This is a genomic window from Streptomyces sp. A1136 (genome assembly GCF_004795055.1).
Taxonomy (GTDB): domain Bacteria; phylum Actinomycetota; class Actinomycetes; order Streptomycetales; family Streptomycetaceae; genus Streptomyces.
Window position 1 is genome coordinate 18,596 of the sequence record NZ_SSBJ01000038.1, and the last position, 26,177, is coordinate 44,772.

Below are 26,177 nucleotides of genomic sequence, written 5' to 3' on the forward strand. Positions count from 1 at the left end.
GACGGTGCTAGAGGGTCAGGCCCCGCACGGCGAGGTCCAGTACGGCGCAGACGAAGAGCGCGATCCCGATGAAACCATTCACCGTGAAGAAGGCGCGGTTCAGCCGGGACAGGTCGTGCGGCGTGACGATCGTGTGCTCGTAGAGGAAGGCGGCCACGACGATCACCAGACCGACCCAGAAGAACACCCCGGCGTGCGTGGCCACCGCGTACCAGGCCAGCAGAGCGGTGGTGACGACGTGCGCGCCGCGCGCGCCCCACAGCGCCGCCGGGATGCCGAAGCGGGCCGGGACCGACTTCACGCCCTCCGCGCGGTCGGCGGCCACGTCCTGGCAGCCGAATATCAGGTCGAAGCCGCCGATCCACACGCCCACCGCGAGGCCGAGGATCACCGCGTCCCAGGACCACTCGCCGGTGACGGCCAGCCAGGCCCCGATCGGGCCCATCGCCTGGGCCAGGCCGAGGATGGCGTGCGGGAAGTTCGTGAACCGCTTGCCGTACGGGTACACCACCATCGGGACCACGGCGAGCGGCGCGAGCGCCAGGCACAGCGGGTTCAGCAGCGCCGCCGCGCCCAGGAACACGGCGAGCGCCACGCCGGCCCCCGTCCAGGCGGAGCGCACGGACACCGCGCCGGTGACCAGTTCGCGCCCGGCGGTGCGGGGATTGCGGGCGTCGATCTCGCGGTCGATGATCCGGTTGGCGGCCATCGCGAAGGTCCGCAGGCCCACCATGCAGACCGTGACGAGCAGCAGCTTCAGCCAGTGCGTCGTCCCGTCGAGCCGGAACATGGCGGTCAGCGCGGCGATGTAGGCGAAGGGCAGCGCGAAAACCGAGTGTTCGATCATCACGAGCCGCAGGAACGCCTTGACCTTGCCCGGGGCCTGTGGCGCGGGGCCGGACCCGACCACCCCGTCGGCTGTCGTCATCATGCGAGGCTCCTGCGGAAGTCTTCGAGATCGGCGCGCAGCGCGTCGGCGTCCACGGCCGGGATCTCCAGCGTGAGCGGGGAGAGCTCCTCGCCCTCCGGCGGGGTGATGGTCGACAGGAAACGGCAGTCCGCGCCGCCGGGGCCCGGGTAGGCCTGGAGGCGCAGTACCTCGCCCGCCCCGACGATGAACGGCCCGGTCTCGAAGGACAGCTCGGCCAGCAGCCGGCCGGCGAAGTCCTCGGCCTCCGCGTCCCTGAGGCCGGGCAGCTCGAAACCGCCGCCCTCACCGGTCTCGTCCTCCCACATCAGCGCCCAGACGTCACCGGGCCCCGCGAACTCCTCCGCCGAGACGCCCGCTTGTCCGGCGGCCTCGCGGACCTCCGGGTCGGCCGGGTCCAACCGCGGCCGCACCAGGGCCACGTAGGCCGTGTCGGTGCCGATGAAGAGCTCGGGTCCGCTCACACCGATGGGGCTCACAGGCCGTACTCCTTCCAGCGGCTGTCGACCAGGGCGGCCGTCGCGGGGTCGGACTCCACCATGTCGGGCCAGCCGCCGTCGCGGGTGTAGCCCTCCTCGGGCAGCTTCTTCGTCGCGTCGATGCCGGCCTTCCCGCCCCAGAACTGCTGGTAGGAGGCGTGGTCCAGGTGGTCCACGGGACCTTCGACGACGGTGAGGTCACGGCTGTAGTCGGTGTTGCCGAGCGCCCGCCAGGACACCTCGTGCAGGTCGTGGACGTCGCAGTCCTTGTCCACCACGATGATCAGCTTGGTCAGCGACATCATGTGCGCGCCCCAGATGGCGTGCATGACCTTCTGGGCGTGCTTGGGGTACTTCTTGTCGATCGAGACGATCGCGCAGTTGTGGAAGCCGCCCGACTCGGGGAGGTGGTAATCCACGATGTCCGGGACGATGATCTTGAGCAGGGGCAGGAAGAAGCGTTCCGTCGCGCGCCCCAGCGGCCCGTCCTCGGTCGGCGGCCGACCCACCACGATCGACTGGAGGAGCGGACGCTTGCGCATCGTCACGCAGTCGATCGTCAGCGCCGGGAAGGGTTCCTGCGGGGTGTAGAAGCCGGTGTGGTCGCCGAACGGCCCCTCCGGCAGCATCTCGCCCGGCTCCAGCCAACCCTCGATGACGACTTCGGCGTTGGCGGGCACCTGGAGCGGGACCGTCTTGCAGTCGACCATCTCGATGCGCTTGCCCGCGACGAACCCGGCGAAGAGGTACTCGTCGATGTCGCCCGGCAGCGGCGCGGTGGACGCGTACGTGACCGCCGGCGGGCAGCCGAAGGCGATCGCGACCGGCAGCCGCTCACCGCGCGCGGCGGCGACCGCGTAGTGGTTGCGGCTGTCCTTGTGGATCTGCCAGTGCATGCCGATGGTGCGCTTGTCGTGGCGCTGGAGGCGGTAGAGGCCGAGGTTGCGCACGCCCGTCTCCGGGTGTTTGGTGTGCGTCAGTCCCAGGTTGAAGAAGGAGCCGCCGTCCTTGGGCCAGGTGAACAGGGCCGGGAGGCGGTCGAGGTCCACGTCGTCGCCGGTGAGGACGACCTCCTGGACCGGGGCGGAGTCGCCCTTCACCTTCTTCGGCGGCACGTGCACCATCGAGCCGAGCTTGCCGAACGCCTCGCGCACGCCGATGAAGCCCTGGGGCAGCTCGGGCTTGAGGAGACCGCCGATCTTGTCGCTGATCTCCGCGTACGACTTCAGGCCGAGGGCCTTGAGCAGCCGGCGGTCGGTCCCGAAGACGTTCATGGCGAGCGGCATGGCCGAGCCCTTGACGTTCTCGAAGAGCAGCGCGGGACCACCGGCCTTGTTGACTCTGTCGACGATCTCCCCGACCTCCAGGTAGGGGTCGACTTCGGCCTTGATGCGCTTGAGGTCGCCCTCCCGCTCCAGAGCCCGGAGCAGCGAGCGGAGATCGTCGTAAGCCATGGGGCCCAGTATCCGTCACCTACTACCCTGGGGACGTCACCGGGGCTCCGCGTGGGCCCGCCGTCACTGCCTGGGAGTCGGTCCCGCACCGTGCTGCGCTACCTGCCGTTCCTGCTGATCATCGCGCTGACCATCTACGCCTTCATCGACTGCCTGAACACGCCGGAGGAGGAGGTCAGGCACCTGCCGAAGGTGGTGTGGGTACTGATCATCCTGCTGTTCTCGATCGTCGGACCGGTGGTGTGGCTGTTCGCGGGCAGGACCCGGGCCGGCGGCGGCCGTGACCGCCGCACCGAATGGGTGGCGCCCGACGACAACCCGGAGTTCCTGCGGTCCCTGCGCGAGGAGCACGACAAGAACAAGGACAAGAACAGGGACAGGGACACCGACAAGGACTGACCGGCTCGGGGCCGACCGCTCAGCGGCGCCGGGTGAGGGGCCTCGCGTAGGAGTCGCGCAGTTCGGCGCGGCGGGCCGGCGTCCACGCGGCGGGGTCCGTCAGCGCCGCTTCGAGGAGTTCGAAGTGCTGGTGCCAGTCAGCGAGGGCGTCGAGTGGGTCGCCGGATTCCGGCCCCGGGCCCTCGCGCTCGTTCAGGAAGCGGATCACCGTGGAGTCCGTGCCGACCGGCTCCAGGTGGAAGCGCAGCCGCCCGAGCCCGCCGAGCGTGTACTCCACGACCCGCTCCACGTCCCAGGCCGTGATCCGGCCCGAGGCCGCCGGACCGCCGTCGAGGGGGCGCAGGGTGACGGCGCCGTCGAGGTGCCGTTCCAGGACGTCCGCTTCGCCCAGCCAACGGCGCAGCCCGTCCGCCGTGGTCAAGGCGGGCCAGAGGTCCTCGTAGGAGTGCGCCAGGTGCGGCTCGAAGCGGATCAGCAGGCGGCCCCCGCCGGGGCTCTCGCTGGTGCCATGGCTCACGGGAGACATGACACCAGCGTCCCACTAACGCCGGTCAGACGCCCGCGTACGAGTGCTTGCCGTTGAGCAGGATGTTCACGCCGTAGTAGTTCCAGATCCAGCAGGCGAAGGCGAACAGCGCCAGGTAGGCGGCCTTGCGGCCCTTCCAGCCCGCCGTGGCCCGTGCGTGCAGGTAGCAGGCGTACGCCACCCACGTCACGAAGGACCAGACCTCCTTGGGGTCCCAGCCCCAGTACCGGCCCCAGGCGTCGCCCGCCCAGATCGCGCCCGCGATGATCGTGAAGGTCCACAGCGGGAAGAACGCGGCGTTGATCCGGTAGGAGAACTTGTCGAGCGTGGCCGCCGAGGGCAGGCGCTCCATCACCGAGGTGCGGAAGCGGCCCGGGGTGCGACCGGCTTCCAGGTGGCTCTCGTAACCGTCACGGAAGAGGTAGAGCACCGTGCCGGTGGCACCGATGTAGAAGACCGCGCCGCAGATGATCGCGGTGGAGACGTGGATCCACAGCCAGTACGAGTGCAGGGCCGGGACCAGCTGGTCGCTCGCGGTGTACAGCCAGGTGGTGGCGATGCCCAGGTCCAGCAGGACGGTGGTGACCAGGATCAGGCCCATCCAGCGGACGTTCTTCCCGAGCATCAGCAGGATCAGGTACGCGGCGACGGCCACCGTGGAGAAGGTGAGCGAGAACTCGTACATGTTGCCCCAGGGGGCCCGCTTCACGGACGTCGCGCGCGCGACGACACCGGCCGCCTCGATGAGGAAGCCGAGCGCGGTCAGCGAGACCGCGATCCGCCCGTACAGGTCGCCCTGCTCGGTGCCGCCCGCGGCGCCGGGGCCGTCCGGGACGTCACGGGTGCCGGCGGCGGACCGGGTGACGACCTGCGGCCGGTCGAGGACGGCGGTGCCCCCCTTGCCGCGCACCTGCACCGCCGGCGCCGCGGCGGCCTTGGCCCCGGTCAGCGCGGCGGCGGTGCGGCCGACCTTGCTGCGGCTGCCGAAAATCCACTCGGCGATGTGGGCGAGGAAGGCGAACGTGTAGACCGCCATCGACGAATAGACCAGGTAGTTGCTGATCTGGGCCAGGTTCTCATTGGCCTCGGCTGCGAGCGGCGTCATCCGCGCTCCCCTTCAACGGTTTCCTTGACAGGTTGGTCGGGCGCCGTGGGCGCCTGCTGGTGGAGCGCGGCGGCGAGCGCTCCCAGTTCCTCGGGGAGCTTGGTGGACTCGCTGCGGCCGAGGCCGGCCATCTCCACGACGGTCACCCCGTCCTCGCCCGTGACCGCCCGGACCCAGATCCGGCGGCGCTGGATGAACAGGGAGCCTGCCAGTCCGCCGATGGCGGCGATGGCGCCCGCGAGCGCGAGGCCGCTGCCGGGCTGGTGGGTGATCGAGAAGGTGGCCCAGCGCTCGATGCCCTCGAACTTCACGGTGCCCGCGCCGCCCGGCAGGGTCATCGTCTCCCCGGGCAGCATCTTCTGCTTGAACAACTGGCCCGAGTCGTCCTTGAACATCTGCATCTTCGACGTGTCGAGCTGGTAGACGTTCTGCGGCAGACCGGAGTCCACGCCGAGGCTGCCGTGCCAGGCGCTCAGCATGAGCGCCGGGAAGCCCAGGTCGGGGAACTGGGAGAACATCGTCCCCTTGCCCTCGCCCGCGTAGGTCGGCACGAACATGGCACCGAAGCCGAGCTGTTCCTTCTTGCCGTCCTTGTCCTTGTAGCCGTCGGTGACCTTGATGGCACCGGAGGAGGTGAGGTTGGAGTCCTGCGGGAGCATCGGCACGGCGTCCTTGAAGATCACCTTGCCGGTGGGGTCGGTCACCGAGACGATCGGCGCGTAGCCGTGGCCCAGGAGGTAGACCTTGGAGCCGTCGACCTCCAACGGCTTGTTGACCTCGATCTCCCGCTGGTGCGGTGCGCCGTCCGCGCCGTCGCGGAAAGTGACGTGCGCCTTGAAGTCGCGCGCGGTGCCCTTCTGCGGGCCGGTCTTCGCGTACGAGGCGTCGAACCGGTCCAGGGTGAAGGAGAACGGCGGGAGGTCGTCGGGGGTGAAGAAGGACCCGGACTTGAAGTCGTCGTACTGGGTGAGCGTGTTGGAGAAGCCCTTGCCGCGCAGGACGAGCTTGCCGCCCTCGGACTTGTAGAGCTGCCCCCAGGCGAAGGCCACCAGCATCACGATGAGGGCGATGTGGAAGACCAGGTTCCCGGCCTCGCGCAGGTAGCCCTTCTCGCCCGCCACGGAGCCGGCGCGCGTCTCCGTGCGGAAGCGGCTTCCCGCCAGCACCTTCCCCGCCGCCGCGATGACCTCGTCCGCGGGCTTGTCCGTACGCCACGTCGTGTAGGCGGGCAGTCGGTCGAGCCGCTTGGGCGCGCCGGGCGGCCGGCCGCGCAGCTGGCCCACGAACTGCCAGGAGCGGGGCAGGATGCAGCCGATCAGCGAGACGAACAGCAGCAGGTAGATCGCGGAGAACCACACCGAGCTGTACACGTCGAAGAGCTGGAGCTTCTCGGCGACCGTCACCCAGGAGGCGTGCTCGCGCTTCCAGGTGGCGACCTTCATCGCGTCGACCTGGGTCTGCGGGATGAGCGAGCCGGGGATGGAGGCGAGGGAGAGCAGGAACAGCAGGATCAGCGCCACCCGCATGGAGGTGAGCTGGCGCCAGAACCAGCGCAGCCAGCCGATCACGCCGATCCCCACGGGAGCGCCGGGGGCGTCCTCCAGGGGGGCGGTGGACAGCTGCGCCCCGGCGGCGGCGTCCTCGGTCTGCTGGGACGCCTCGGGGGGCGCCTTGTCGGTCGTACTCATGTCCGTGTAGTCCTCAGATCCCCACCGTGAAGCCGTTGGTCCAGCTCTGCATGTCGCTGATGAGCGTGCCCCACCAACCTGTGACGAGGAGCAGCCCGGTGACGATCAGCATCCCTCCGCCGATCCTCATCACCCACGCGTAGTGCCGCTTGACCCACCCGAACGCGCCGAGCGCCTTGCGGAAGGCGAGCGCGGTGAGGATGAACGGCACCCCGAGTCCCAGGCAGAACACCGTGGTGAGCAGGGCGCCCCGGCCGGCGGTCGCCTGGTCGATGGAGAGCGTGTTGACGGCGGCGAGGGTGGGACCCATGCAGGGGGTCCACCCGACGCCGAAGAGTACGCCGAGCAGGGGCGCGCCGATCAGACCGGCGGCCGGCTTCTTGTGGAAGCGGAACTCGCGCATCGTCAGGCCGGGGATCGCCCCCATGAAGAACAGGCCGAGCAGGATCACCAGGCCGCCGAGGACGCGCGCTATGACGTCCTTGTTCTCGGCGAGGGTGTCCCCGAAGTAGCCGAAGAGCGCGCCCGTCGAGACGAAGACGGCCGTGAACCCGAGGACGAACAGGCTCGCCCCGGCCAGCATCCGTCCGCGCCGCGCGTCGGCGAGGTCGGCGCCGCCCACCCCGGTCACGTAGGACAGGTAGCCGGGGACCAGGGGCAGTACGCACGGCGAGAAGAAGGAGACCAGGCCGGCCAGCAGCGACAGGGGCAGCGCGAGCAGCAGCGCCCCGTTCAGGACGGTGGTGTTCACGCCGGTCGCCTCGGCGGCCAGGAGGTGGAGCTCGGTGACCACGCCGGTCACTTCTCCGCGAGCAACGGGTCGATCATCGAGCGCAGCTGGGTCTCGTTGAGCGCGACCAGCGTACGGGCGGCGATCTTGCCCTCCTTGTCGAGGACGACCGTGGAAGGGATCGACTGCGGGTTCAGCGTGCCCTTGGGGAAGCGCAGGATCAGTCGGCCGTCGGGGTCGTAGAGGCTCGGGTAGGTGATCCCGAAGTTCTCCTCGAAGGCGGTGGCGTTCTGCTTGCTGTTGTCCCGGATGTTCAGCCCGACGAAGGCGACGTCCTTGCCGCCGTCGGTCAGCTCCTTCGACACCTTGGCGAAGTACGGGGCTTCGGCGCGGCACGGCGGGCACCAGGAGCCCCAGACGTTGAGGACGACGACCTTGCCCTTGAGGGTGGTCGTGTCGAGCGTCTTGCCGTCGACCGTCTCGCCGTCGAGCTTGGGCGCCTGGGTGCGCTCGCCCTTGGCGACGGTGGAGATGCCGCCGGCGCCGGCGACGTAGTTCCCGCCGGCGGAACCGGAGGGTTTGCCGCTGTCCGAATCGCCGCACGCCGTGAGGGTCAGGGCGCTCGCGAGGGTCACCGCGGTCAGCAGGCTGACGCGGCCGCTGGTCGAGCGGCGGCGTCGGGGGGCTTGGCCAAGGCTCATGTGAAAAGTTTCGCATGACCGATTTGTGGATCTTCCGCGCCCCCCGGGCGTGCGCCAAGCCGCTGGTCAGCCGGAGGCGAGGTACGTGCGCCAGCCACCGGCCGGCTCCTGGCCGGGGGTGAGGGCGCTCAGCTTGGCCAGGAGGCGCGGGTCCTGGACGTCGAGCCAGTCGACGAACTGCCGGAAGGATACGAGCCGTACGCCCTTTTTGTCCGACATGCCCTTGAGAGCTTCCTCGACGGCGTCCATGTAGATCCCGCCGTTCCAGTCCTCGAAATGATTTCCGACGAACAGGGGCGCGCGGTTGGTCTCGTAGGCCCGCTTGAAGCCGCCGAGGTAGGCGGCGGTGGCCTGGGTGCGCCAGGCGGGGTAGTTGGCGGGGACGCCCCGGGTGGTGTTGACGGACTGGTTCGCGAGGATGTTGTAGTCCATCGACAGCACCTCGAAGGAGTGCCCGGGGAAGGGCATCGACTGGAGGGGCAGGTCCCACAGGCCCTCCCGCTTGCGGGGCCAGCGCTGCTCGCCGCCGGGCGAGGAGGCGTCGTAGCGCCAGCCGAGCTTGCCGGCGGTGGGCAGCAGGTTCTCCTGGCCGAGCAGGCAGGGCGTGCGCGCGCCGATCAGCTCCTTGCGGTAGTCGAAGGGCAGCGGCGGGAGGTCGGTGAAGCCGGTGTTGGTCCGCCAGTCGGTGACGAACGACACGGCCTGGTCGATCTCGCTCTGCCAGTCCTCCGGGCTCCAGTGGGCCACGGAGCCGGAGCCGGTGCAGAAGTGGCCGTTGAAGTGGGTGCCGATCTCGTGGCCGTCCAGCCACGCCTGGCGCACGTGGGTGAGCGTGGCGCGGATGTGGTCGTCGTTCAGGTAGCCGATGTCGGAGGCGCCGACGGGGTTGCCGGGCGGGCGGTAGAGGTCCCTCTTGGACTCGGGCAGCAGGTAGAGCCCGGAGAGGAAGAAGGTCATGGCCGCGCCGTGGTCTTTGGCGACCTTCAGGAAGCGGGGGAAGAGTCCGTTGCCGACCTCGCCGGCGCCGTCCCAGCTGAACACGACGAACTGGGGCGGGGTCTCGCCCGGCTGGAGCGGGACGGGGGCCGCCGGCTGGTGGGGCTGGGGACCGGTGTCGGCGGTGGAACCGTCGCCGATCGGCTTGACGGCGGGCGCGTGGGGCTCGGCGCCGCCCCGGGGGCTCGCCGGACCCGCGCCACCCGGCCCGGACGTGCCACCGCACCCGGCGACGCCGGCCGCCACGGCGCCAAGTCCCAGTCCCAGCAACGCCCTTCGACTGAAGTCGCGCACATCGCTCATGAAATGTCATACAAACCGACATTCAGACGGAGGGGGAGAGCGACACGACCGCGATGGAGCGACTTGTACGAAAATAGGCCAAACCTTGGCACACCCCGGCCCGGGCGTGCGCCGCCGGGGGCGGGGGCCTGACGGGCGGGGCGGTGGGGCGGGTGGGACGGGAGCCGCGGGCGGTGTGTCGCTTGCACCGCCCCGGACCCCGGCCCCCGCGCCTCGGGCGCGGCGGGGCCGGGGCGGTGGGCCCCAGGCCGACCGGCTGCGGCACGGGGGCCGCCGTGGCGGGGCTACGCGCCGAAGGCCTTCGACTTGCCCTTCACCGGCTTGGCCCCCGCCAGCAGGTGTGCCGGGACCAGGTCCCGGGCCGGCTCGCTGTAGCCCACCGACACCAACGCGTCGCCCTGGAACGTGAACGAGGTCAGCGACGCCAGCGTGCACTGCCGCCGGCGCGGGTCGTGCCACAACCGCCGCTTCTCCGCGAAGCTGCGCACGATCCAGATCGGCAGCTGGTGGCTCACCGCCACCGCCTCGTGCCCGCGCGCCGCGTCCCGCGCCGCCTCCAGCGCGCTCATCATCCGCACGACCTGCTCGACGTACGGCTCGCCCCAGGACGGCTTGAACGGGTTCGTCAGGTGCTTCCAGTTCGCCGGCTTGCGCAGCGCCCCGTCACCGACGCCGAAGGTCTTGCCCTCGAAGACGTTCTCCGCCTCCAACAGCCGCGCGTCGGTCGCCAGGTCGAGGCCGTGCGCCTTCGCGACCGGGGCGGCCGTCTCCTGCGCCCGCTCCAGCGGGGAGGAGACGACGTAGGTGATGTCCCGCGACCGCAGGTGCTCCGCGACCCGCTCGGCCATCTGCCGGCCCAGCTCGGAGAGGTGGTAACCCGGGCGGCGGCCGTAGAGGACCCCGTCCGGGTTGTGCACCTCGCCGTGCCGCATCAGGTGGACGACGGTGATCTCACCGCGCGTGCCGCCGCTCATGCGGAGGCCTCCGCCGCGGCGCGGGCGGCGGCGGGCAGGGCGGCGGCGATGCGCTCGACGGCCTGCTCGTCGTGGGCGGTGGACACGAACCACGACTCGAACGCCGACGGCGGCAGGTAGACGCCCTGCGCCAGCATCGAGTGGAAGAACCCGTTGAAGCGGAAGGCGTCCTGCTTCTTCGCGTCGTCGTAGTTCCTCACCTCGTCCTCCGTGAAGAAGACCGAGAACATGTTGGAGGCGGTCTGCAGCCGGTGCGCGACTCCCTCCTTCGTCAGCGCCTCGGTGACCAGGCCCTGGATCTGCCGCGACACCGCGTCGACCTTCTCGTACGCCGCCTCGTCCAGCAGGCGCAGCTGCGCGAGACCGGCGGCGGTGGCGACCGGGTTACCGGAGAGCGTGCCCGCCTGGTAGACCGGGCCGGCCGGGGCCAGGTGGCCCATCACGTCGGCGCGACCGCCGAACGCCGCGGCCGGGAAGCCCCCGCCCATGACCTTGCCGAAGGTCATCAGGTCGGGCTTGACCCCGTCCACGCCGTACCAGCCGGCGCGGGAGGTACGGAAGCCCGTCATCACCTCGTCGGAGATGTACAGCGCGCCGTTCTCGCGGCACAGGTCGGCGAGGCCCTGGTTGAAGCCCTCGCCGGGGGTGACCACGCCCATGTTGCCGGGCGCGGCCTCCGTGATCACGCAGGCGATCTCGCCCGGGTGCGCGGCGAACGCCGCCCGGACCGCCTCCAGGTCGTTGTAGGGGAGCACGATCGTGTCGCCGGCCTGCGCGCCCGTGACACCCGGGGTGTCGGGGAGCGCGAAGGTCGCGAGCCCGGAACCGGCCGACGCCAGCAGCGCGTCGACGTGACCGTGGTAGCAGCCGGCGAACTTCACGACCTTGGCGCGGCCGGTGAAACCGCGGGCCAACCGGATCGCCGACATGGTCGCCTCGGTGCCGGACGACACCAGACGCACCTGCTCGACGGGTTCGATGCGGGCGACGATCTCCTCGGCGAGCGCGACCTCGCCCTCGCCCGGCGTACCGAAGGACGTGCCGCGGGCGACGGCGGCCTGGACCGCCTCGATCACGGCGGGGTGGGAATGGCCGAGGATCATCGGTCCCCACGAGCAGACCAGGTCGACGTACTCGCGGCCGTCGGCATCGGTCAGATACGGACCGGTACCAGACACCATGAACCTGGGCGTACCCCCCACGGCGCGGAAGGCGCGCACGGGAGAGTTCACGCCGCCGGGCGTCACTACGGACGCGCGCGTAAACAGGTTCTGCGAGACTGGGGCTTCATACGGATACGGGTAGCTCACACCAGCCATGGTCTCAGAGGCCGCGACGGACTTGCGGACGGGCGTTTCACCACGCCGCCCCGGGGGAGGTCACTGCCATGATGATCAGGCTGCGTGGCGCGGGCCGCGGGGCCGGGGCAGGCAATACCAGTCGGGTGGAGATATGCAACGCGGTGGTGGACCGGGCGAGGGTACGGACGGCCTGGACCCGCAGCGCGCCCGTGATGCCCGCCGTCGCGGGAAGCACCGGCGGCGCGGCACCGAGGCCGCCGATGCGGTACCCGAACCCGTCAGGCCACCGGACGACCTGCCCAAGGGACGCGGCATGGGGGTGACGTACAAGTACTTCGGCGCCCCGGACGGCGCGACGGCGGCGCGGGTGCCCGTCACCATGCGGCCCGAGGAACTGGGCGGCGACGAGCTGGGCATGGGCGGCCTGTTCACCAAGATCAAGCCCGAGACCATGGCGGCCATGGTCCTGACCGGCATCGAAGGCATACCCCTGCACAAGGTGCCCCCGCTGGAACTGGTCGTCCTGCATCCCGACTACGCGGTGGTCAAGCTCCCGATGACGGTGGTCGACCCGCTGCGCGGCGTCGGCGAGGAGTCGGTGGGCGCGGCGGCCTTCATCTGGTCCACGGTCCCGGACCGCGGGGGCCCGAGCGACGCGTTCAACGTGTACCAGCTCCTGCACGAATGGCAGGACTTCTCCCACCGCCTCCACGAGGCGGGCCACCAGGCGTACTGCCTCGTCTGGCCGTGACCCCCGACTTCACCCGCTTCACCCGGCCAGGGTCTTGAGGGCGCGTTCGCGCAGCGGGGCCAGGGGGATGCGGGGGGCGCCGTTGTGGACGGCGTTGGTGGCGATGACGACGTAGCGGCCGGTCGCGGGGGCGAGGTAGAGGCTCGTCCCGGTGTAGCCGTGGTGGTAGGCCACCGTCCCGCCGGCGGCGAGGACCCAGCCCAGACCTCGGTAGAGGCCCGGCTCGATCTCGGCCTGCGGGGCGAGGCTCTCGCGCAGCCACCGGCGGAGCGGGCCCCCGTGGCCCGAGTTCTGGTGATCCGGGCTCTCGTGGCCCGCGTCCGCGTCGTCGCCCAGCAGGTGTTCGGCGTACGTGGCGAGGTCGGCGGCCGGGGCGAAGACCCCGGCGTGACCCGCGACGCCGCCCATCGTCGCCGCGTTCTCGTCGTGCACCACGCCCCAGAGGCGGTCGTGCCCGTCGGGGTGCTCGGTCGGCGCGATGTCGGGCGCCTGGGGGATCGGGCCGTAGCCGGTGCGGCCCATGCCGAGCTCGGCCCAGAAGTCGGCGGCCTGGCGGTCCAGGGGTCGGCCGCCGATGTGGGCGAGGGCCAGGCCGAGCAGGATGTAACCGCGGTTGATGTAGCGGTGGGTGCCCGGGAGGCTCTCCATCAACTCGTGGCAGATCAGCTCGTGCAGTGGCCGGGAGGTGAGGTCGTAGAGGTCGAGCCGGGTGGCGGCCTGGAGGCCGGAGGTGTGTGTCAGCAGTTGGCGCACGGTGGCCTCGCCGCTGGGCATGTGGCCGTCCATCGGCGGCAGGTACGCCCGTACCGGAGTGTCGAGGTCGAGCAGCCCGTCGGCGACGGCGCGGCCGACGAGCGGCCAGGTCGCGGTGACCTTCGTCAGCGATGCCAGGTCGTAGACGGTGTTCTCGTCCGGGGCTTTGGGGTTCGTGTACGGGGAGACCACCCCGGCGCAGATCACGGTCCGCTCGCCCGCGGCCGTACCGCAGACGATGACGCCGCCGGGAGTGGCGCGGGCGGCGACGGTCTCGTCCAGCGCGTCGCGCAGCCCGTGGGTCTCGGCGGTCGTGAACGGTACGGCCTGGGTCATCTCTGCCTCCGGGGTGGTGCCGTGCGGTAATGATCTCCGCGCTTAGCGTGGCCAGAGCGGGCGCGGCCCGCCCCGTTGCCGCGCCGGACCGTCCGCCGGGTCCCTCGGGCGGGTGGTTCCCGTACGCCCCCAAGGCGATCCGGGCCGCCCGCCCGGCTGCCCGACCGCCTGCCCGCCCGCCTGCCTGCCTGCCCGACCGCCCGCCTGCCTGCCTGCCTGCCCGACCGCTCAGCGACGCAGGGCGGTCTCCCGTCCCATGTGCGACAGCTTCTGCGGATTGCGCACGGCGTACAGGCCGGTGATGAGGCCGTCGTCGATGCGCAGCGCCAGGACGGTGTCCACCTCCCCGTCGAGCCGGACGACCAGCGCCGGGTGGGCGTTGACCTGCGCGGGCCGCAGGGAGGCCGCGGTGATCCGGCCCAGGCCCGCGGCCAGCAGGCGGCCCACCTTGTCGGCTCCCACGACGGGCCGGAGCACGGCCTGCCTGATCCCGCCGCCGTCCCCCATGAGCACGACGTCCGGCGCGAGGAGGTCGAGCAGGCCCTGGAGGTCGCCCGTCTCCACCGCCCGCCGGAACGCGTCGAGCGCGCCGCGGGTCTCGGCCGGGGAGACGGCGCCGCGCGGCCGGCGCGCGGCGACGTGGGCCCGCGCCCGGTGCGCGATCTGACGGACCGCGGCCGGGGTCTTGTCGACGGCCTCGGCGATCTCGTCGTAGCCGAGGTCGAACACCTCGCGCAGCACGAACACGGCCCGTTCGGTCGGCGCGAGCGTCTCCAGGACCAGCATCATCGCCATGGAGACGCTGTCGGCCAGCTCGACGTCCTCGGCCACGTCCGGTGCGGTGAGCAGCGGTTCGGGCAGCCAGGAGCCGACGTACGACTCCTTGCGGCGGCCGAGCGCGCGCAGCCGACCCAGCGCCTGGCGCGTGGTGATCCGGACCAGGTACGCCCGCCGGTCCCGCACCGTGCCGAGATCGACGCCCGCCCAGCGCAGCCAGGTCTCCTGGAGGACGTCCTCGGCGTCGGCGGCGGAGCCGAGCATCTCGTAGGCGACGGTGAAGAGCAGATTGCGGTGGGTGACGAACGCCTCAGTGGCGGCGTCCGTCCCGGGGTCCGCGGCCCCCGCGTGCTCGCCGTACTCGCCGTACTCGCTCTCCACCGGCTGCCCCCTGCCTGTTCGCTCCGACGCCGATACCGGCACGCGCACAAGACGCCGCTCCCCGCGTTCTTGTGACATCGCCCGGCCGTGGCGCTCGTCACACGGCCGCACCTGTCACAGCGGGCGGGCCGCCGGCATCTCGTGTTCGTCCCTGCAAGACCACGAGTGACCACGAGTGAGGACGACGTCATGGACGCCCGGTTCAACCTGTTCGACAACGAGATCTCGGTCAAGTTCACCAAGCGGTTCGCCAACGCCGGTCTGGTGATCCAGCAGTCGCCGCTGGCGAAGTCCACGCAGGAGTTGGTGTCCCTGCGTGCCAGCCAGATCAACGGCTGCGGCTGGTGCATCGACATGCACACCAAGGAGGCCGAGGCCGCCGGTGAGAGCGCGGTCCGGCTCCACCTGGTCGCGGCCTGGCGCGAGTCCACCGTGTTCACCGAGGCCGAACGGGCCGCGCTGGCGCTCGCCGAGGAGGGCACCCGGCTCGCCGACGCCCACGAAGGCGTGTCCGACGAGACCTGGGCCGAGGTGCGCAAGCACTACGACGACGACGAGATCGCGGCGCTGGTCTCCCTGGTCGCCCTGATCAACGCGGCCAACCGACTGGCGGTGATCGTGCACCAACGGGGCGGTTCCTACGAACCCGGCATGTTCACCGCCGCACTGGCCTGACTCCCACCCCGCCCCCGGCCCCGCCCTCGCCCGACCCCGCGGCGGCAAGCCGCGGGGGCGCGGCCGGGAGCCCGCGAAAATCGCCGCGGGGTGCCGGAGGCGAATGGCATGCTGGCAGGGTGAACGGACCCGGCATTCAACTCACCCTCGCGCCCGAACTGCACGTCTTCGCCGCCCCCGGGAGGCGCGCCGAGCGCGTTCCCACCGCGACCGACGGCGCCTCCAGCGTCGGGCACGTCGTCGAGTCCGCCGGCGTCCCGCTCACCGAGGTCGGCCGGCTGCTCGTGGACGGGCACGAGGTGCCGGTCTCGTACGTGCCCCAAGCAGGCGAGCTGGTCGAGGTGTTCGGCGTCGACCGGCCCCAGCGCATCCCGCGGCGGGACGAGGACGACACCACCCCCCTCCGGTTCCTCCTCGACGTCCACCTCGGCACGCTCGCCCGCCGCCTGCGCCTGCTCGGTGTCGACGCCGCCTACGAGAACGAGGACATCGGGGACCCCGCCCTCGCCACCCGCTCCGCCGCCGAGCACCGCGTCCTGCTCTCCCGCGACCGCGGCCTCCTTCGCCGCCGCGAGATCTACGCCGGCGCGTACGTCTACAGCGACAGCCCCGACGAGCAACTGCGCGACGTCCTCAGCCGGTTCGCCCCGCTCCTGGCGCCCTGGACCCGCTGCACCGCCTGCAACGGACCACTGCGCGAGGCCGACAAGGACAGCGTGGGCGACCGTCTGCAACACGGCACGCAGCGCTCCTACGACGTGTTCGCCCAGTGCGCCGACTGCGAGCGCGTGTACTGGCGCGGCGCCCACCACGCCCGCCTGGAGCGCATCGTCTCCGAAGCCCTGGCCGAGTTCGGCCCCGGTGACGCCGCCGCCTGATCTGCGGCAGACTGCCGAGGCATGACTGCCGCTGAGGACCACACCCCCAACGCCGTTGTCGACGTCGCCGTCGTAGGCGCCGGACCCACCGGGCTCCTGCTCGCCGGCGACCTCGCCGCCGCCGGTCTCTCCGTCACCCTCATCGAGCGCCGCCCCCGCACCGCCCCCAACCTGACCCGGGCGTTCGCCGTCCACGCCCGCACCCTCGAACTCCTCGACGCCCGCGGCGTCGCCGACCAACTCGTCTCCACCGGCCGACGAATCGACCGCCTACGCCCCTTCGGCGGCATGGCCCTCTCCCTTCGACGACTGCGCTCCCGCTACCCCTTCGTGCTGATCACCCCCCAATATGAGACAGAGAAAGTGCTGGAGCGCCGAGCTCTGTCCACAGGGGCGGTCATCCGATACGACTGCGAAGTCACCGGCCTCCACCAGGACGACGACAGCGTCACCCTCGACATCACCACCCCCACCGGCCCCGTGCGTCAGACCGCCCGCCACGTCGTCGGCACCGACGGCGTCCGCTCCACCGTCCGCCGGGCCCTCGGCCTGCCCTTCCCCGGCCAGGCCGTCGTCCGCTCCATGGTCCTGGCCGACGTACGCCTGACCGAGCCCCCCGAGGACTTCCTCGCCGTCAACGGCCGCGACGACGCCTTCGCCCTCATCGTCCCCTTCGGCGACGGCTGGTACCGCGCCATCGCCTGGCACCGCGACGGCCGCGCCGCCGACACCGACCCCGTCGACCTCGAAGAGCTGCGCACCATCACCCGCGCCGCCCTCGGCACCGACCACGGCATGCACGACCCGCGCTGGATGTCCCGCTTCCACAGCGACGAACGCCAAGTCCCCCACTACCGCGTCGGCCGCGTCTTCCTCGCCGGGGACGCCGCCCACGTCCACTCCCCCGCCGGCGGCATGGGCATGAACACCGGCCTCCAGGACGCAGCCAACCTCTCCTGGAAGCTCGCCGCCGTCCTCGGCGGCCACAGTCCCGACCCCGAGGCCCTCCTCGACAGCTACCACCGCGAGCGCCACCCCGTCGGCCGCCTCGTCCTGCGCGCGAGCGGCGCCCTCGTCCGCACCGCCATGGTCGGCGACCCCGCCCGCCGCGCCGCCCGCGCCCTCGGCGCCGCACTGCTCGCCCGGTTCCACCCCGCCCAGGAGCGCGCCCTCGGCCTGGTCTCCGGCATCGGGATCGGCTACCCGCCCCCGCCGGGCACCCACCGCCCGACCACCGCGGGCCGTCGCGCCCCCGACCTGCCCCTCGCCGGCGGCCTGCGCCTCTACGAGGCCCTGCGCACCGGCGGCTTCGTCCTCGTCACCCCTCCCGGCCGGCCCACCCCGCCCGGCAGCCCGCTCGCCCACCACCACTGGCCCACCGGGCGGCGTACGGCGTCCGTCCTCGTACGCCCCGACGGCTACGTCGCCTGGAGCGCCGAGCGGGCCGACGACACCGCGACCGCCTCCGCCGTCGCGTCCTGGCTCCTCCCGCGGGGAAAGAAGGAGTAGGCCCGCCGCCCGGAGCCGCCGCCGGTGCCGACCGCCCGGGCCCGCCTCCGCACCGCGTCAGAAGGCGTACGCGTCCCCCGTGTCCAGCGCCAGCACCGTGTGCTCGTTGTTGCCGCTGTTGCGGTCGGCGGCGTCGCCGTTCCACAACGTGTCGACCCGCACCACCACCTCCGCGACCGGCTCCCGCAGCCCGAGCACCAGCGCGATGTGCCGGCCCTGCCCGTGCGCGGGCAGCGGCCCGGTCTCGCAGACCACCTCGCGCCTGCCCGCCCGCGCGCAACCCTCGGCCGGCTCCTGCCGGTCGGCGAGGTCCTCCGACAGTCGCACCCGGAGCGTGGTGTCGGCCAGCGCGTTCGGGCCCTCGTTGTGCGGGACCAGCCACACGCGCAGCCGCCCCTCGTCCAGCGAGACCCGGCCGTGGTACGAGACGTCCGCCTCGGCCCCCGGCGTCGGGTCCCCGACGCCGCCCGCGCCCCAGGCGCCGCCCGTACCGCAGGCACCGCCCACGACGAGCAAGCCCGCCACCACCACACTCCGTACGGCACCACGGCGCACCGCCACCACCTCCGGCGCGCACGCTAGAGCGCCCGGACGCCCGCCGGTCGGACCATCACACGAAGGAGGGCGGGTCGCCGCTCCCACTGCGCCCAACCGGCCCCGCCGTGTCATCCGCCTATGCTGGCCGGTAATCGCCCGTACGAACGAACGACGAACGAGGAGCACGCCCATGAGCCCCGCCACCCGGACCGCCGTAGTCACCGGCGCGAGCAGCGGCATCGGCGCGGCCACCGCCCGGCAGCTCGCGGCCGCCGGCTACCACGTGGTCCTCACCGCCCGCCGCAAGGACCGCGTCGAGGCCCTCGCCGCCGAGATCACCGACGCGGGGCACGAGGCCACCGCCCACGCCCTCGACGTCACCGACCGCGCCGCCGTGGACGCCTTCGCGGCCTCCCTCCCGGACTGTGACGTGCTCGTCAACAACGCCGGCGGCGCCATCGGCGCCGAGCCCGTCGCGACCGGCGACCCCGCCGACTGGCGCACGATGTACGAGGTCAACGTCATCGGCACGCTCAATGTCACCCAGGCCCTCCTCCCGGCCCTCATCGCCTCGGGCGACGGCACGGTGGTCGTCCTGTCCTCCACCGCCGGGCACTCCACCTACGAGGGCGGCGCCGGCTACGTGGCCGCCAAGAACGGCGCCCGCGTCCTCGCTGAGACGCTCCGCCTGGAGATCGTCGGGCAGCCCGTCCGCGTCATCGAGATCGCTCCGGGCATGGTCAAGACGGAGGAGTTCGCGAAGACCCGCTTCCGCGGTGACGCCGAGAAGGCCGAGAAGGTCTACGCGGGCGTCGCGCACCCGCTGTCCGCCGACGACGTGGCCGACACCGTCACCTGGGCGGTGACCCGCCCCAGCCACGTCAACATCGACCTGCTGGTGGTCCGCCCCCGCGCCCAGGCCTCGAACACGAAGGTCCACCGCGAGCTGTAACCGGACCGGTGCCCCTGCCCGGTGCCACCAACCGGTCGGACGACCTGGGCTCCAAAGTCGACTGCTACGCCCAGGCCGGGATCCCGGTATACGTCGTGGGCGACCGCCGCCACGACGAGGTCGTCCTCTACACCGACCCGCGCGGCGGCGAGTACCGCTCGCGCAAGCCCTTCGAACGGGGCGCCTCCCTCCTTCTCCCCGAGTCGACCGGGGTCACCCTGGAACCGCCCGTCGACCGCCTCCTCGACGGCGACGAGGGCAGATGACAGCCGGAGGGTCCGGACCGTCGACCGTCCGGACCCTCCGCTCCCCCGCGCCTCCACTCCTACGGCCCCCGCCGGACCTCAGCCCTTGACGCAGATGACCTGCTTGAGCTTGGCGACCACCGCGACGAGGTCCGTCTGCTGGTCGATGACCTGCTCGATCGACTTGTAGGCGCCCGGGATCTCGTCCACCACACCCGAGTCCTTGCGGCACTCCACGCCCTTGGTCTGCTCCGCGAGGTCCCGGGCCGAGAACCGCTTCTTCGCCGCCGTCCGGCTCATCTTCCGGCCGGCGCCGTGCGAAGCGGAGTTGAAGGACTTCTCGTTGCCGAGACCCTTCACGATGTAGGAACCCGTGCCCATCGAGCCGGGGATGATCCCGTGGTCCCCGCTGCCGGCGCGGATCGCGCCCTTGCGCGTGACCAGCAGGTCCATCCCGTCGTACCGCTCCTCCGCCACGTAGTTGTGGTGACAGCTGATCTCCGGCTCGAAAGAGACCTTCGCCTTCCGGAACTCCTTGCGGACGACCTCTTTGAACAGGCTCATCATCACGGCGCGGTTGAACTCGGCGTACTCCTGCGCCCAGAAGAGGTCGTTGCGGTAGGCCCGCATCTCCGGGGTCGCCGCCAGGAACACGGCGAGGTCCCGGTCGACCAGGCCCTGGTTGTGGGAGAGCCCACGGGCCACGTCGATGTGGAAGCTCGCCAGTTCGTTGCCGATGTTGCGCGAACCCGAGTGCAACATCAGCCAGACGGAACCCGACTCATCGAGACAGAATTCGACAAAGTGGTTTCCCGAGCCGAGCGTTCCCACCTGCTTCGCGGCGCGCTCACGACGGGACTTGACCGCGTCCGTGAGGTAGTCGAACCTCTGCCACAGGTCGTCGTACGCCTTCTCACTCACCCCGAACCCGTACAGCCGCGCCGGGTCCACCGGGTCCCGGTGGAGGCCCACGCCCACCGGGATGGCCCGCTCGATCTTCGAGCGGAGCGCCGACAGGTCCCCCGGCAGGTCGTTCGCCGTGAGGGAGGTCTTCACCGCCGACATGCCGCAGCCGATGTCGACGCCCACCGCCGCCGGGCACACCGCGTCCTTCATCGCGATCACCGAACCGACCGTGGCCCCCTTGCCGTAGTGGACGTCCGGCATGACGGCCAGGCCCTTGATCCACGGGAGGGTGGCGACGTTGCGCAGTTGCCGCATCGCGTGGTCCTCGACCGACGCGGGATCGGTCCACATCCGGATCGGAACCTTCGCCCCGGGCACCTCTACATACGACATAACAGCCTCAAAACCCCGTTAAGCACAGGAAAGTCGGAATACGCAAAAAGCCTCGCTCAAGGCCCCATAGCGGACAGGGAACCGGCGCCGGCACCAACGTGTGCGATAGACATTGTGTCCAGCCGTGCCCCAGGCACGGCAAAGCAATTTCCTGACCGCCGGGCAGCCGGCCGGCCGAAGGGAGCCATGGGACGTGCAGCGCAAGGCGGTACGACGGCGGGCCCTGCCAGGTGTCGCGATGCTCACCGCGCTCGTGGCCGGGGTCACCGGCCTCACCGGGTGCACCGAGACGAGCAGCCCCGGGACCACCACCGACGCGAAGGCCGGCGGCAGCACCGTCGCGCCCGCCCAGCCGGGGAAGTACCGCAATCTCCCGGCGCCCTGCAAGGCCGTCGACGCCAAGCGGCTGCGGGTCATGCTCCCCGCCGACGAGAGCCTCACCAACCAGCAGCGCGAGCAGCTCTACGCCGGGACCGCCGACGCCTCCTACGACGCCGACCGGCGCGTGGGCTGCCGTTGGACCGCGCAGACGCCCTCCGAGACCCGGCTGCTGTCCGTCGGCTTCGAGCGGGTGGTCTCCTACGACCGGGCCACCGCGAGCGACGACGACAAGGCGCGCCAGGTGTACGTGCGCCGACTCACCGACGCGCACCTGCCCTTCCCGGGGGCTACGGCGACGCCTTCCCCGCCGGTCGCGTCCGCCTCGACCGGCGGGGCGCCCGCGGCGCCCCCGAGTCCCACCGGCAGCCCGGGCGGCAGCCCCACCGGCAGCCCCGGCGCCGGCCCGGGCGCCGGTCCCGGCCCCACCGCCGCGCCCGAACTCGGCTCCCGCGTCCTGGAAGGGCTCGGCAACGAGGCCTACATCGAGGACAAGCTGAGCCCGGCCGGCACCACCGCCCCGCAGTCGCGCACCGTGCGCACTGTGTTCCGCACCTCGAACGTCATCGTCACCATCGAGTACAGCGTCCAGCCCTCCCAGCCCGGCGTCGTCCCTTCCAGCGTGGAAACCCAGGACAGGGTCAGGCAGTTGGCGCAGGCGCTCGTCGAGCGGTTCAACGACTGACCGCACGCGCCCCCGAGGGGCGCGCGCGGCCCGCGTGACGGCGCGCACAGCAGCCGGGCGCCGGGTCGGGCTACCGTTGTTCGAGTCCCGCGCCCGCAACGCGCCGACACCAAGGGCCGCACCAGGGCCGCAGCAAGGCCCGCACGAAGGCCCGTGAAAAGGCCCGTGAGAAGGCCCCAACGACTGAAGGAACCATGCACCGATCAGCCTCGCGCCTCACCCGCGTTCTCGCCTGCGCAGCCGTCCCGGTGATCCTCACCGTCGCCGGATGCTCCTCCGACTCGGGCGGCAAGGCCTCGGGCTCGGACGGCAAGAAGTCCGATTCCTCCGCATCCTCGAAGCCGAACGCGAAGAAGACGCCCACCCTGGAGAAGGTGGCGTTCACCACGCTGCCCGAGCCCTGCAAGGCGGTGCAGTCGAAGACCATCGACACCCTCGTGCCCGAGGCGAAGGACAAGAACGGCTCTGCGACGAAGTCGAACGACCTCTCCAGCCGCGCCAGCTGCTCCTGGAACGGCCTCGACGAGGACGGCCTCAAGGGTTCGCAGTACCACTGGCTGTCGATCTCGCTGGTCCGCTACGACTCCCACGCCACGCTCGGCAGCGGCAACAAGCGCGCCGAGGACCAGTACAACAAGCAGGTCGAGACGGCGAAGAAGGTCGACGGCGCCCACGACGTCAAGGTCGAGCAGGCCGGCGGGATCGGCGACCAGGGCACCTCGGTCGTCTACGGCGTGAAGAAGGACGTCGACTTCTTCAACACCACCGTCGTCGTGCGGGACAAGAACGTCGTGATCACCCTCGACTACAACGGCGCCGCCTACGAGGGCGCCGCCGCCCCCGACCAGGGCAAGCTGCTCCAGGACGCCATCGCCGCCGCCAAGGAGACGGCCGCCTCGGTGGAGGCCGCGGGCACCGGCCAGCCGGCCCCCAACCAGCCGGCCCCCGGACAGGGCGCACCCCAGGGCGGCGCCCCGCAGTCCCCGGCGCCTTCGCAGTCGGCGCAGGAGTCCAAGTCCCCGGAGCCCTCGAAGTCCGCCGAGCAGTAGGCGGCAGGCGGACGGCGGCGCCGAAACCGGCAGGAACCGGCAGGAAGCGCCCCGTCCGGGCAGGGGAATCCGCAGGAGCAGGGGCAGAGGTGGGGCTGACATCCAGTCACCCGTACTCTGTGCCTGCCCGGGCTCCTCGCAGCTCTGGCAGCAGCTCGTAGCACGTCGAAGGGGAGGGGATCACGGGTGGCCGCGATGCAGCTGACTCGTACGCACCGGATACTCGTCGGTGTCGTGGTCGCCGGAGCCGTGGTCATCGCGGGCATCGGTTTCGCGGGTTCGTACTCCGCGGTGCGCGCGCTGGCCTTGAAGAAGGGCTTCGGCAACTTCTCGCTGGTCTTCCCCATCGGCATCGACGCCGGCATCTGCGTGCTGTTGGCGCTGGACCTGTTGCTGACCTGGATACGCATACCGTTCCCGCTGCTGCGCCAGACGGCATGGCTGCTGACCATCGCGACCATCGCCTTCAACGGCGCGGCGGCGTGGCCGGATCCGCTCGGCGTCGGCATGCACGCCGTGATCCCGATCCTGTTCGTGGTCACCGTCGAGGCGGCCCGGCACGCGGTCGGCCGGATCGCGGACATCACCGCCGACCGGCACATGGAGGGCGTCCGGATCACCCGCTGGCTGCTCTCCCCCGTCCCCACCTTCAAACTGTGGCGCCGGATGAAGCTGTGGGAACTGCGCTCCTACGAGCAGGCGGTCGGCATGGAGCAGGACCGGCTGATCTACCAGGCCCGCCTCCAGGCCCGCTACGGCCGTGCCTGGCGCCGCAAGGCCCCCGTGGAGGCGCTGATGCCGCTGCGCCTGGCCCGGATCGGGGTACCGCTCGCGCAGACGGCCCCCACGGGCCTCGCCGCCGCCGGTATCGAGCCGATGCTGCTGCCCCCGGCCGAGGTCGGGGCCCAGTCGCCGGCCGCCGCCCCCGCCCTCGAAGCGGCTCCCGGAACGACCGCCCCCGGCGCACCGGCCCCCGAGGCCGCCGAGCCCGCGACCCCGGCCCCCCAGGCCGGACCGGCCCCCCAAGCCGCCCCCCAGGCCGCCCCCCAGCCGGTGGTCCCCGGCCCCCTCCCCGCCCAGTTGCCCTTCGCGGTGGAGCCGACCGCCATGCCCGCGGCCCACAACAGCGCCTGGTTCGCCGCGCCCCTGGCCCCGCAGGCGGCGTACGAGGGCGGCTACAACCCCCAGTACGTCGAGGGCCTGGAGCCGACCCCGGTCATGGCCCCGGCCGGCCCGGACCAGCAGGAACAGGCCGCGCAGCACGCCTCCGCCCCGCAGAACGCCCCGGACTCCGGCATCGCCGCGGACCCCGGCATGGCCGCGGACCCGGAGATCGACGAGGTGAAGTTCGAGGAGGCCGCCTACGAGGTCTTCCGGGCCTTCCTCGCCGAGAACTCGCACTTCCCGACCCCGGAGCAGGTGGACATACACCTCGCGGACCGGCACGGGATCGTGCACCCGCGCAGCGCCTCGATGATCCGCCGCCTGATGCCGGAGCTGAAGCTCCGCTACCAGCGGGACCTGGAGAACGAGCACATCGCGTAACCCGCGCCGGACACGACGGAAGGGCCCGCACCCCCCGGGGGGTGCGGGCCCTTCTCAGGTCTTCACGAGGGCTCAGGCGGCCAGCAGCTTGCGCACCCGGTCCGCCCCCACCGCCAGCAGCAGCGTGGGCAGGCGCGGCCCGGTCTCCCGGGTCACCAGCAGCCGGTACAGCAGCGCGAAGAACGTGCGCTGCGCGACCTTGAGCTCCGGCGTGGGCTTGGCGTCGGGCTCCAGCCCGGCCATCACCTTCGGCACGCCGTAGACCAGCGTGGTCAGCCCGTCGAGCGACCAGTGCGAGTCCAGCCCCTCCAGGAGCAGCCGCAGCGACTCCCGGCCCTCGTCGTCCAGCGAGGCGAGCAGCTCGGTGTCGGGCTCCTCGCGCACCAGGGTCCGCTGGTCGGCCGGGACCTGGGTGGTGATCCAGTTCTCGGCGCGGTCCAGTCGCGGCCGCACCTCGTCCAGAGAGGCCAGCGGGCGCTCCGGCTCCAGGTCGGACAGGATGCGCAGCGTCTGCTCGTCGTGCCCGGCGGTGATGTCGACCACCGAGGCGAGCGTCCGGTACGGCATGGGGCGCGGGGTGCGCGGCAGCTCGCCGGCGGCGGTCCGCACGGCGCGCGTGTGCGCGGCGGCGTCGGCCGGCAGGACGGAGCCGTCGGCGACCTTGGCCTCCAGCTTGTCCCACTCGTCGTACAGCCGCTGGATCTCCTGGTCGAAGGCGATCTTGAAGGACTGGTTCGGGCGGCGGCGCGCGTACAGCCAGCGCAGCAGCTGCGGCTCCATGATCTTCAGCGCGTCGGCCGGGGTCGGGACCCCGCCCTTGCTGGAGGACATCTTGGCCATGCCGCTGATGCCGACGAAGGCGTACATCGGTCCGATCGGCTGCTCGCCGCCGAAGATGTGCACGATCTGCCCGCCGACCTGGAACGACGAACCGGGCGAGGAGTGGTCGACGCCGGAGGGCTCGAAGATGACGCCCTCGTAGGCCCAACGCATGGGCCAGTCGACCTTCCAGACCAGCTTGCCGCGGTTGAACTCGTCGAGCGCGACCGTCTCGGTGAACCCGTCCTCGGTGCAGACGTAGGTCAGCTCCGTGGTCGCGTCGTCGTACGAGGTGACCTTGGTGAAGTCCTTGCCGCAGGCGCCGCAGTACGGCTTGTACGGGAAGTACTCCGCGCCCTCGGCGCTGCCGTCGTCCTCGGCGGCGGCGCCCGAGCCCTCGGCCGCCTCCAGCTCGGCCGCGTCCACCGGCTTCTGCTGCGGCTTCTTGCCGCCCGGCTTCTGCTTCGTGCGGTACTGGTCGAGCACGGCGTCGATGTCCCCGCGGTGCTTCATCGCGAACAGCACCTGCTCGCGGTAGACACCATTCGTGTACTGCTCGGTCTGGCTGATCGGGTCGTACTCGACGCCCAGCTCGGCCAGCGCCTCGACCATCGCGGCCTTGAAGTGCTCGGCCCAGCTGCCGTACGCGGACCCGGCCGGGGCCGGGACGGCGGTCAGCGGCTTGCCGATGTGCTGCGCCCAGCTCTCGTCCACGCCCTCGACGCCCGCCGGCACCTTGCGGTAGCGGTCGTAGTCGTCCCAGGACAGGACGTGCCGGACCTCGATGCCCCGGCGGCGGATCTCGTCGGCGACCAGGTGCGGGGTCATGACCTCGCGCAGGTTGCCCAGGTGGATCGGGCCGGAGGGGGAGAGTCCGGACGCGACGACGACAGGTTTGCCGGGTGCTCGGCGCTCCGCCTCGGCGATGACCTCGTCCGCGAAACGGGAGACCCAGTCGGTCTCGGTGCTGCTCTGAGCCACGACACGTCCTTCTATCTCGAATGCTGGCTTACGCCATTCTCCC

26 protein-coding genes are annotated in these 26,177 nt (G+C 71.7%); 10 read left to right on the forward strand and 16 right to left on the reverse strand.

The window, feature by feature from the left end; translation table 11 throughout:
* Positions 1 to 7: 7 nt before the first annotated feature.
* The 3 genes from mqnP to E6R62_RS29625 are packed head-to-tail and all read right to left on the reverse strand — an operon-like array spanning position 8 to position 2,861.
* Entirely contained in the window at positions 8 to 928 is a 921-nt protein-coding gene (mqnP, locus tag E6R62_RS29615; RefSeq protein ID WP_136216609.1) for a menaquinone biosynthesis prenyltransferase MqnP, read from the reverse strand.
* On the reverse strand, positions 928 to 1,407 hold the full coding sequence (locus E6R62_RS29620) for a hypothetical protein (RefSeq protein WP_136216560.1): 480 nt from the start codon (positions 1,405 to 1,407) through the stop codon (positions 928 to 930). The genes mqnP and E6R62_RS29620 overlap by 1 nt, the downstream gene beginning before the upstream one ends.
* Positions 1,404 to 2,861, reverse strand: coding sequence for a menaquinone biosynthesis decarboxylase (locus E6R62_RS29625; RefSeq protein ID WP_136216561.1), 1,458 nt, complete (start codon positions 2,859 to 2,861; stop codon positions 1,404 to 1,406). Before E6R62_RS29625 ends, E6R62_RS29620 begins: the two co-directional genes overlap by 4 nt.
* 90 nt (positions 2,862 to 2,951) lie before the next feature.
* Here E6R62_RS29625 and E6R62_RS29630 point away from each other — a divergent pair, with 90 nt between their 5' ends.
* Positions 2,952 to 3,260 carry a PLD nuclease N-terminal domain-containing protein gene (locus E6R62_RS29630; protein ID WP_136216562.1) on the forward strand — a complete coding sequence of 103 codons (309 nt, stop codon included), beginning with the start codon at positions 2,952 to 2,954 and terminating at the stop codon, positions 3,258 to 3,260.
* A 19-nt stretch (positions 3,261 to 3,279) separates the two neighbouring features.
* Here E6R62_RS29630 and E6R62_RS29635 read toward each other — a convergent pair whose 3' ends face one another.
* The 8 genes from E6R62_RS29635 to hemL all read right to left on the reverse strand — a co-directional run bounded on the left by E6R62_RS29635 (position 3,280) and on the right by hemL (position 11,602).
* On the reverse strand, positions 3,280 to 3,786 hold the full coding sequence (locus E6R62_RS29635) for an SRPBCC domain-containing protein (RefSeq protein WP_136216563.1): 507 nt from the start codon (positions 3,784 to 3,786) through the stop codon (positions 3,280 to 3,282).
* 25 nt (positions 3,787 to 3,811) lie between these two features.
* A complete protein-coding gene (gene ccsB / locus E6R62_RS29640; protein WP_136216564.1) occupies positions 3,812 to 4,891 on the reverse strand; it encodes a c-type cytochrome biogenesis protein CcsB in 1,080 nt (359 codons plus the stop codon).
* Positions 4,888 to 6,579: a cytochrome c biogenesis protein ResB gene (locus E6R62_RS29645; RefSeq protein WP_136216565.1), complete on the reverse strand. Its 1,692-nt coding sequence runs from the start codon at positions 6,577 to 6,579 to the stop codon at positions 4,888 to 4,890. Before E6R62_RS29645 ends, ccsB begins: the two co-directional genes overlap by 4 nt.
* Before the next feature lie 13 nt (positions 6,580 to 6,592).
* Positions 6,593 to 7,372, reverse strand: coding sequence for a cytochrome c biogenesis CcdA family protein (locus E6R62_RS29650; RefSeq protein WP_136216566.1), 780 nt, complete (start codon positions 7,370 to 7,372; stop codon positions 6,593 to 6,595).
* 5 nt (positions 7,373 to 7,377) lie between these two features.
* A complete protein-coding gene (locus E6R62_RS29655; RefSeq protein WP_136216567.1) occupies positions 7,378 to 8,010 on the reverse strand; it encodes a TlpA disulfide reductase family protein in 633 nt (210 codons plus the stop codon).
* A gap of 66 nt (positions 8,011 to 8,076) precedes the next feature.
* A complete protein-coding gene (locus tag E6R62_RS29660; protein WP_136216610.1) occupies positions 8,077 to 9,300 on the reverse strand; it encodes a hypothetical protein in 1,224 nt (407 codons plus the stop codon).
* Between the two features lie 293 nt (positions 9,301 to 9,593).
* Complete coding sequence (locus E6R62_RS29665; protein ID WP_136216568.1) at positions 9,594 to 10,283, reverse strand: histidine phosphatase family protein; 690 nt, start codon at positions 10,281 to 10,283, stop codon at positions 9,594 to 9,596.
* Positions 10,280 to 11,602: a glutamate-1-semialdehyde 2,1-aminomutase gene (gene hemL, locus E6R62_RS29670; RefSeq protein ID WP_136216569.1), complete on the reverse strand. Its 1,323-nt coding sequence runs from the start codon at positions 11,600 to 11,602 to the stop codon at positions 10,280 to 10,282. Before hemL ends, E6R62_RS29665 begins: the two co-directional genes overlap by 4 nt.
* A 295-nt stretch (positions 11,603 to 11,897) precedes the next feature.
* Here hemL and E6R62_RS29675 point away from each other — a divergent pair, with 295 nt between their 5' ends.
* A complete protein-coding gene (locus tag E6R62_RS29675) occupies positions 11,898 to 12,335 on the forward strand; it encodes a hypothetical protein (RefSeq protein WP_136216611.1) in 438 nt (145 codons plus the stop codon).
* 18 nt (positions 12,336 to 12,353) lie between these two features.
* Here the strand turns inward: E6R62_RS29675 and E6R62_RS29680 are convergent, their stop codons facing one another.
* Together E6R62_RS29680 and E6R62_RS29685 are read right to left on the reverse strand one after the other, a co-directional pair.
* Positions 12,354 to 13,424 carry a serine hydrolase gene (locus tag E6R62_RS29680; protein WP_136216570.1) on the reverse strand — a complete coding sequence of 357 codons (1,071 nt, stop codon included), beginning with the start codon at positions 13,422 to 13,424 and terminating at the stop codon, positions 12,354 to 12,356.
* A 228-nt stretch (positions 13,425 to 13,652) separates the two neighbouring features.
* Positions 13,653 to 14,582, reverse strand: coding sequence for an RNA polymerase sigma-70 factor (locus E6R62_RS29685; RefSeq protein ID WP_240801983.1), 930 nt, complete (start codon positions 14,580 to 14,582; stop codon positions 13,653 to 13,655).
* Positions 14,583 to 14,771: 189 nt separating this feature from the next.
* On the opposite strand from E6R62_RS29685, the gene E6R62_RS29690 reads away from it, so the two are divergent.
* The 3 genes from E6R62_RS29690 (at position 14,772) to E6R62_RS29700 (ending at position 17,644) form a co-directional block, all read left to right on the forward strand.
* Positions 14,772 to 15,257, forward strand: a complete 486-nt coding sequence (locus E6R62_RS29690; RefSeq protein ID WP_136216612.1) for a carboxymuconolactone decarboxylase family protein — start codon at positions 14,772 to 14,774, stop codon at positions 15,255 to 15,257.
* Positions 15,258 to 15,376: 119 nt separating this feature from the next.
* A complete protein-coding gene (locus tag E6R62_RS29695) occupies positions 15,377 to 16,135 on the forward strand; it encodes a Mut7-C RNAse domain-containing protein (RefSeq protein ID WP_136216572.1) in 759 nt (252 codons plus the stop codon).
* Between the two features lie 21 nt (positions 16,136 to 16,156).
* Positions 16,157 to 17,644, forward strand: coding sequence for an FAD-dependent monooxygenase (locus E6R62_RS29700; protein ID WP_136216573.1), 1,488 nt, complete (start codon positions 16,157 to 16,159; stop codon positions 17,642 to 17,644).
* Positions 17,645 to 17,701: 57 nt separating this feature from the next.
* On the opposite strand, the gene E6R62_RS29705 is transcribed toward E6R62_RS29700, so the two are convergent.
* Positions 17,702 to 18,169 (reverse strand): hypothetical protein, encoded by a 468-nt coding sequence (locus E6R62_RS29705; RefSeq protein ID WP_240801984.1) that lies wholly within the window; start codon positions 18,167 to 18,169, stop codon positions 17,702 to 17,704.
* A 202-nt stretch (positions 18,170 to 18,371) separates the two neighbouring features.
* Here E6R62_RS29705 and E6R62_RS29710 point away from each other — a divergent pair, with 202 nt between their 5' ends.
* Positions 18,372 to 19,133 carry an SDR family NAD(P)-dependent oxidoreductase gene (locus tag E6R62_RS29710; RefSeq protein ID WP_136216575.1) on the forward strand — a complete coding sequence of 254 codons (762 nt, stop codon included), beginning with the start codon at positions 18,372 to 18,374 and terminating at the stop codon, positions 19,131 to 19,133.
* 8 nt (positions 19,134 to 19,141) lie between these two features.
* Positions 19,142 to 19,399: a Uma2 family endonuclease gene (locus E6R62_RS29715; RefSeq protein ID WP_240801985.1), complete on the forward strand. Its 258-nt coding sequence runs from the start codon at positions 19,142 to 19,144 to the stop codon at positions 19,397 to 19,399.
* Between the two features lie 78 nt (positions 19,400 to 19,477).
* On the opposite strand, the gene E6R62_RS29720 is transcribed toward E6R62_RS29715, so the two are convergent.
* Positions 19,478 to 20,677 carry an RtcB family protein gene (locus E6R62_RS29720; protein ID WP_136216577.1) on the reverse strand — a complete coding sequence of 400 codons (1,200 nt, stop codon included), beginning with the start codon at positions 20,675 to 20,677 and terminating at the stop codon, positions 19,478 to 19,480.
* A gap of 193 nt (positions 20,678 to 20,870) precedes the next feature.
* Between E6R62_RS29720 and E6R62_RS29725 the strand changes: the two genes are divergently transcribed.
* The 3 genes from E6R62_RS29725 to E6R62_RS29735 all read left to right on the forward strand — a co-directional run bounded on the left by E6R62_RS29725 (position 20,871) and on the right by E6R62_RS29735 (position 24,334).
* Positions 20,871 to 21,740, forward strand: coding sequence for a DUF3558 domain-containing protein (locus tag E6R62_RS29725; RefSeq protein WP_240801986.1), 870 nt, complete (start codon positions 20,871 to 20,873; stop codon positions 21,738 to 21,740).
* A 194-nt stretch (positions 21,741 to 21,934) separates the two neighbouring features.
* Positions 21,935 to 22,789, forward strand: a complete 855-nt coding sequence (locus E6R62_RS29730; RefSeq protein ID WP_136216578.1) for a DUF3558 family protein — start codon at positions 21,935 to 21,937, stop codon at positions 22,787 to 22,789.
* A gap of 186 nt (positions 22,790 to 22,975) precedes the next feature.
* Positions 22,976 to 24,334, forward strand: coding sequence for a DUF2637 domain-containing protein (locus E6R62_RS29735; RefSeq protein WP_136216579.1), 1,359 nt, complete (start codon positions 22,976 to 22,978; stop codon positions 24,332 to 24,334).
* A gap of 72 nt (positions 24,335 to 24,406) precedes the next feature.
* Here the strand turns inward: E6R62_RS29735 and lysS are convergent, their stop codons facing one another.
* The gene (lysS, locus tag E6R62_RS29740) at positions 24,407 to 26,134 is read right to left on the reverse strand and encodes a lysine--tRNA ligase (RefSeq protein WP_206308881.1); all 1,728 of its coding nucleotides are present in this window, start codon (positions 26,132 to 26,134) and stop codon (positions 24,407 to 24,409) included.
* Positions 26,135 to 26,177 lie beyond the last annotated feature (43 nt).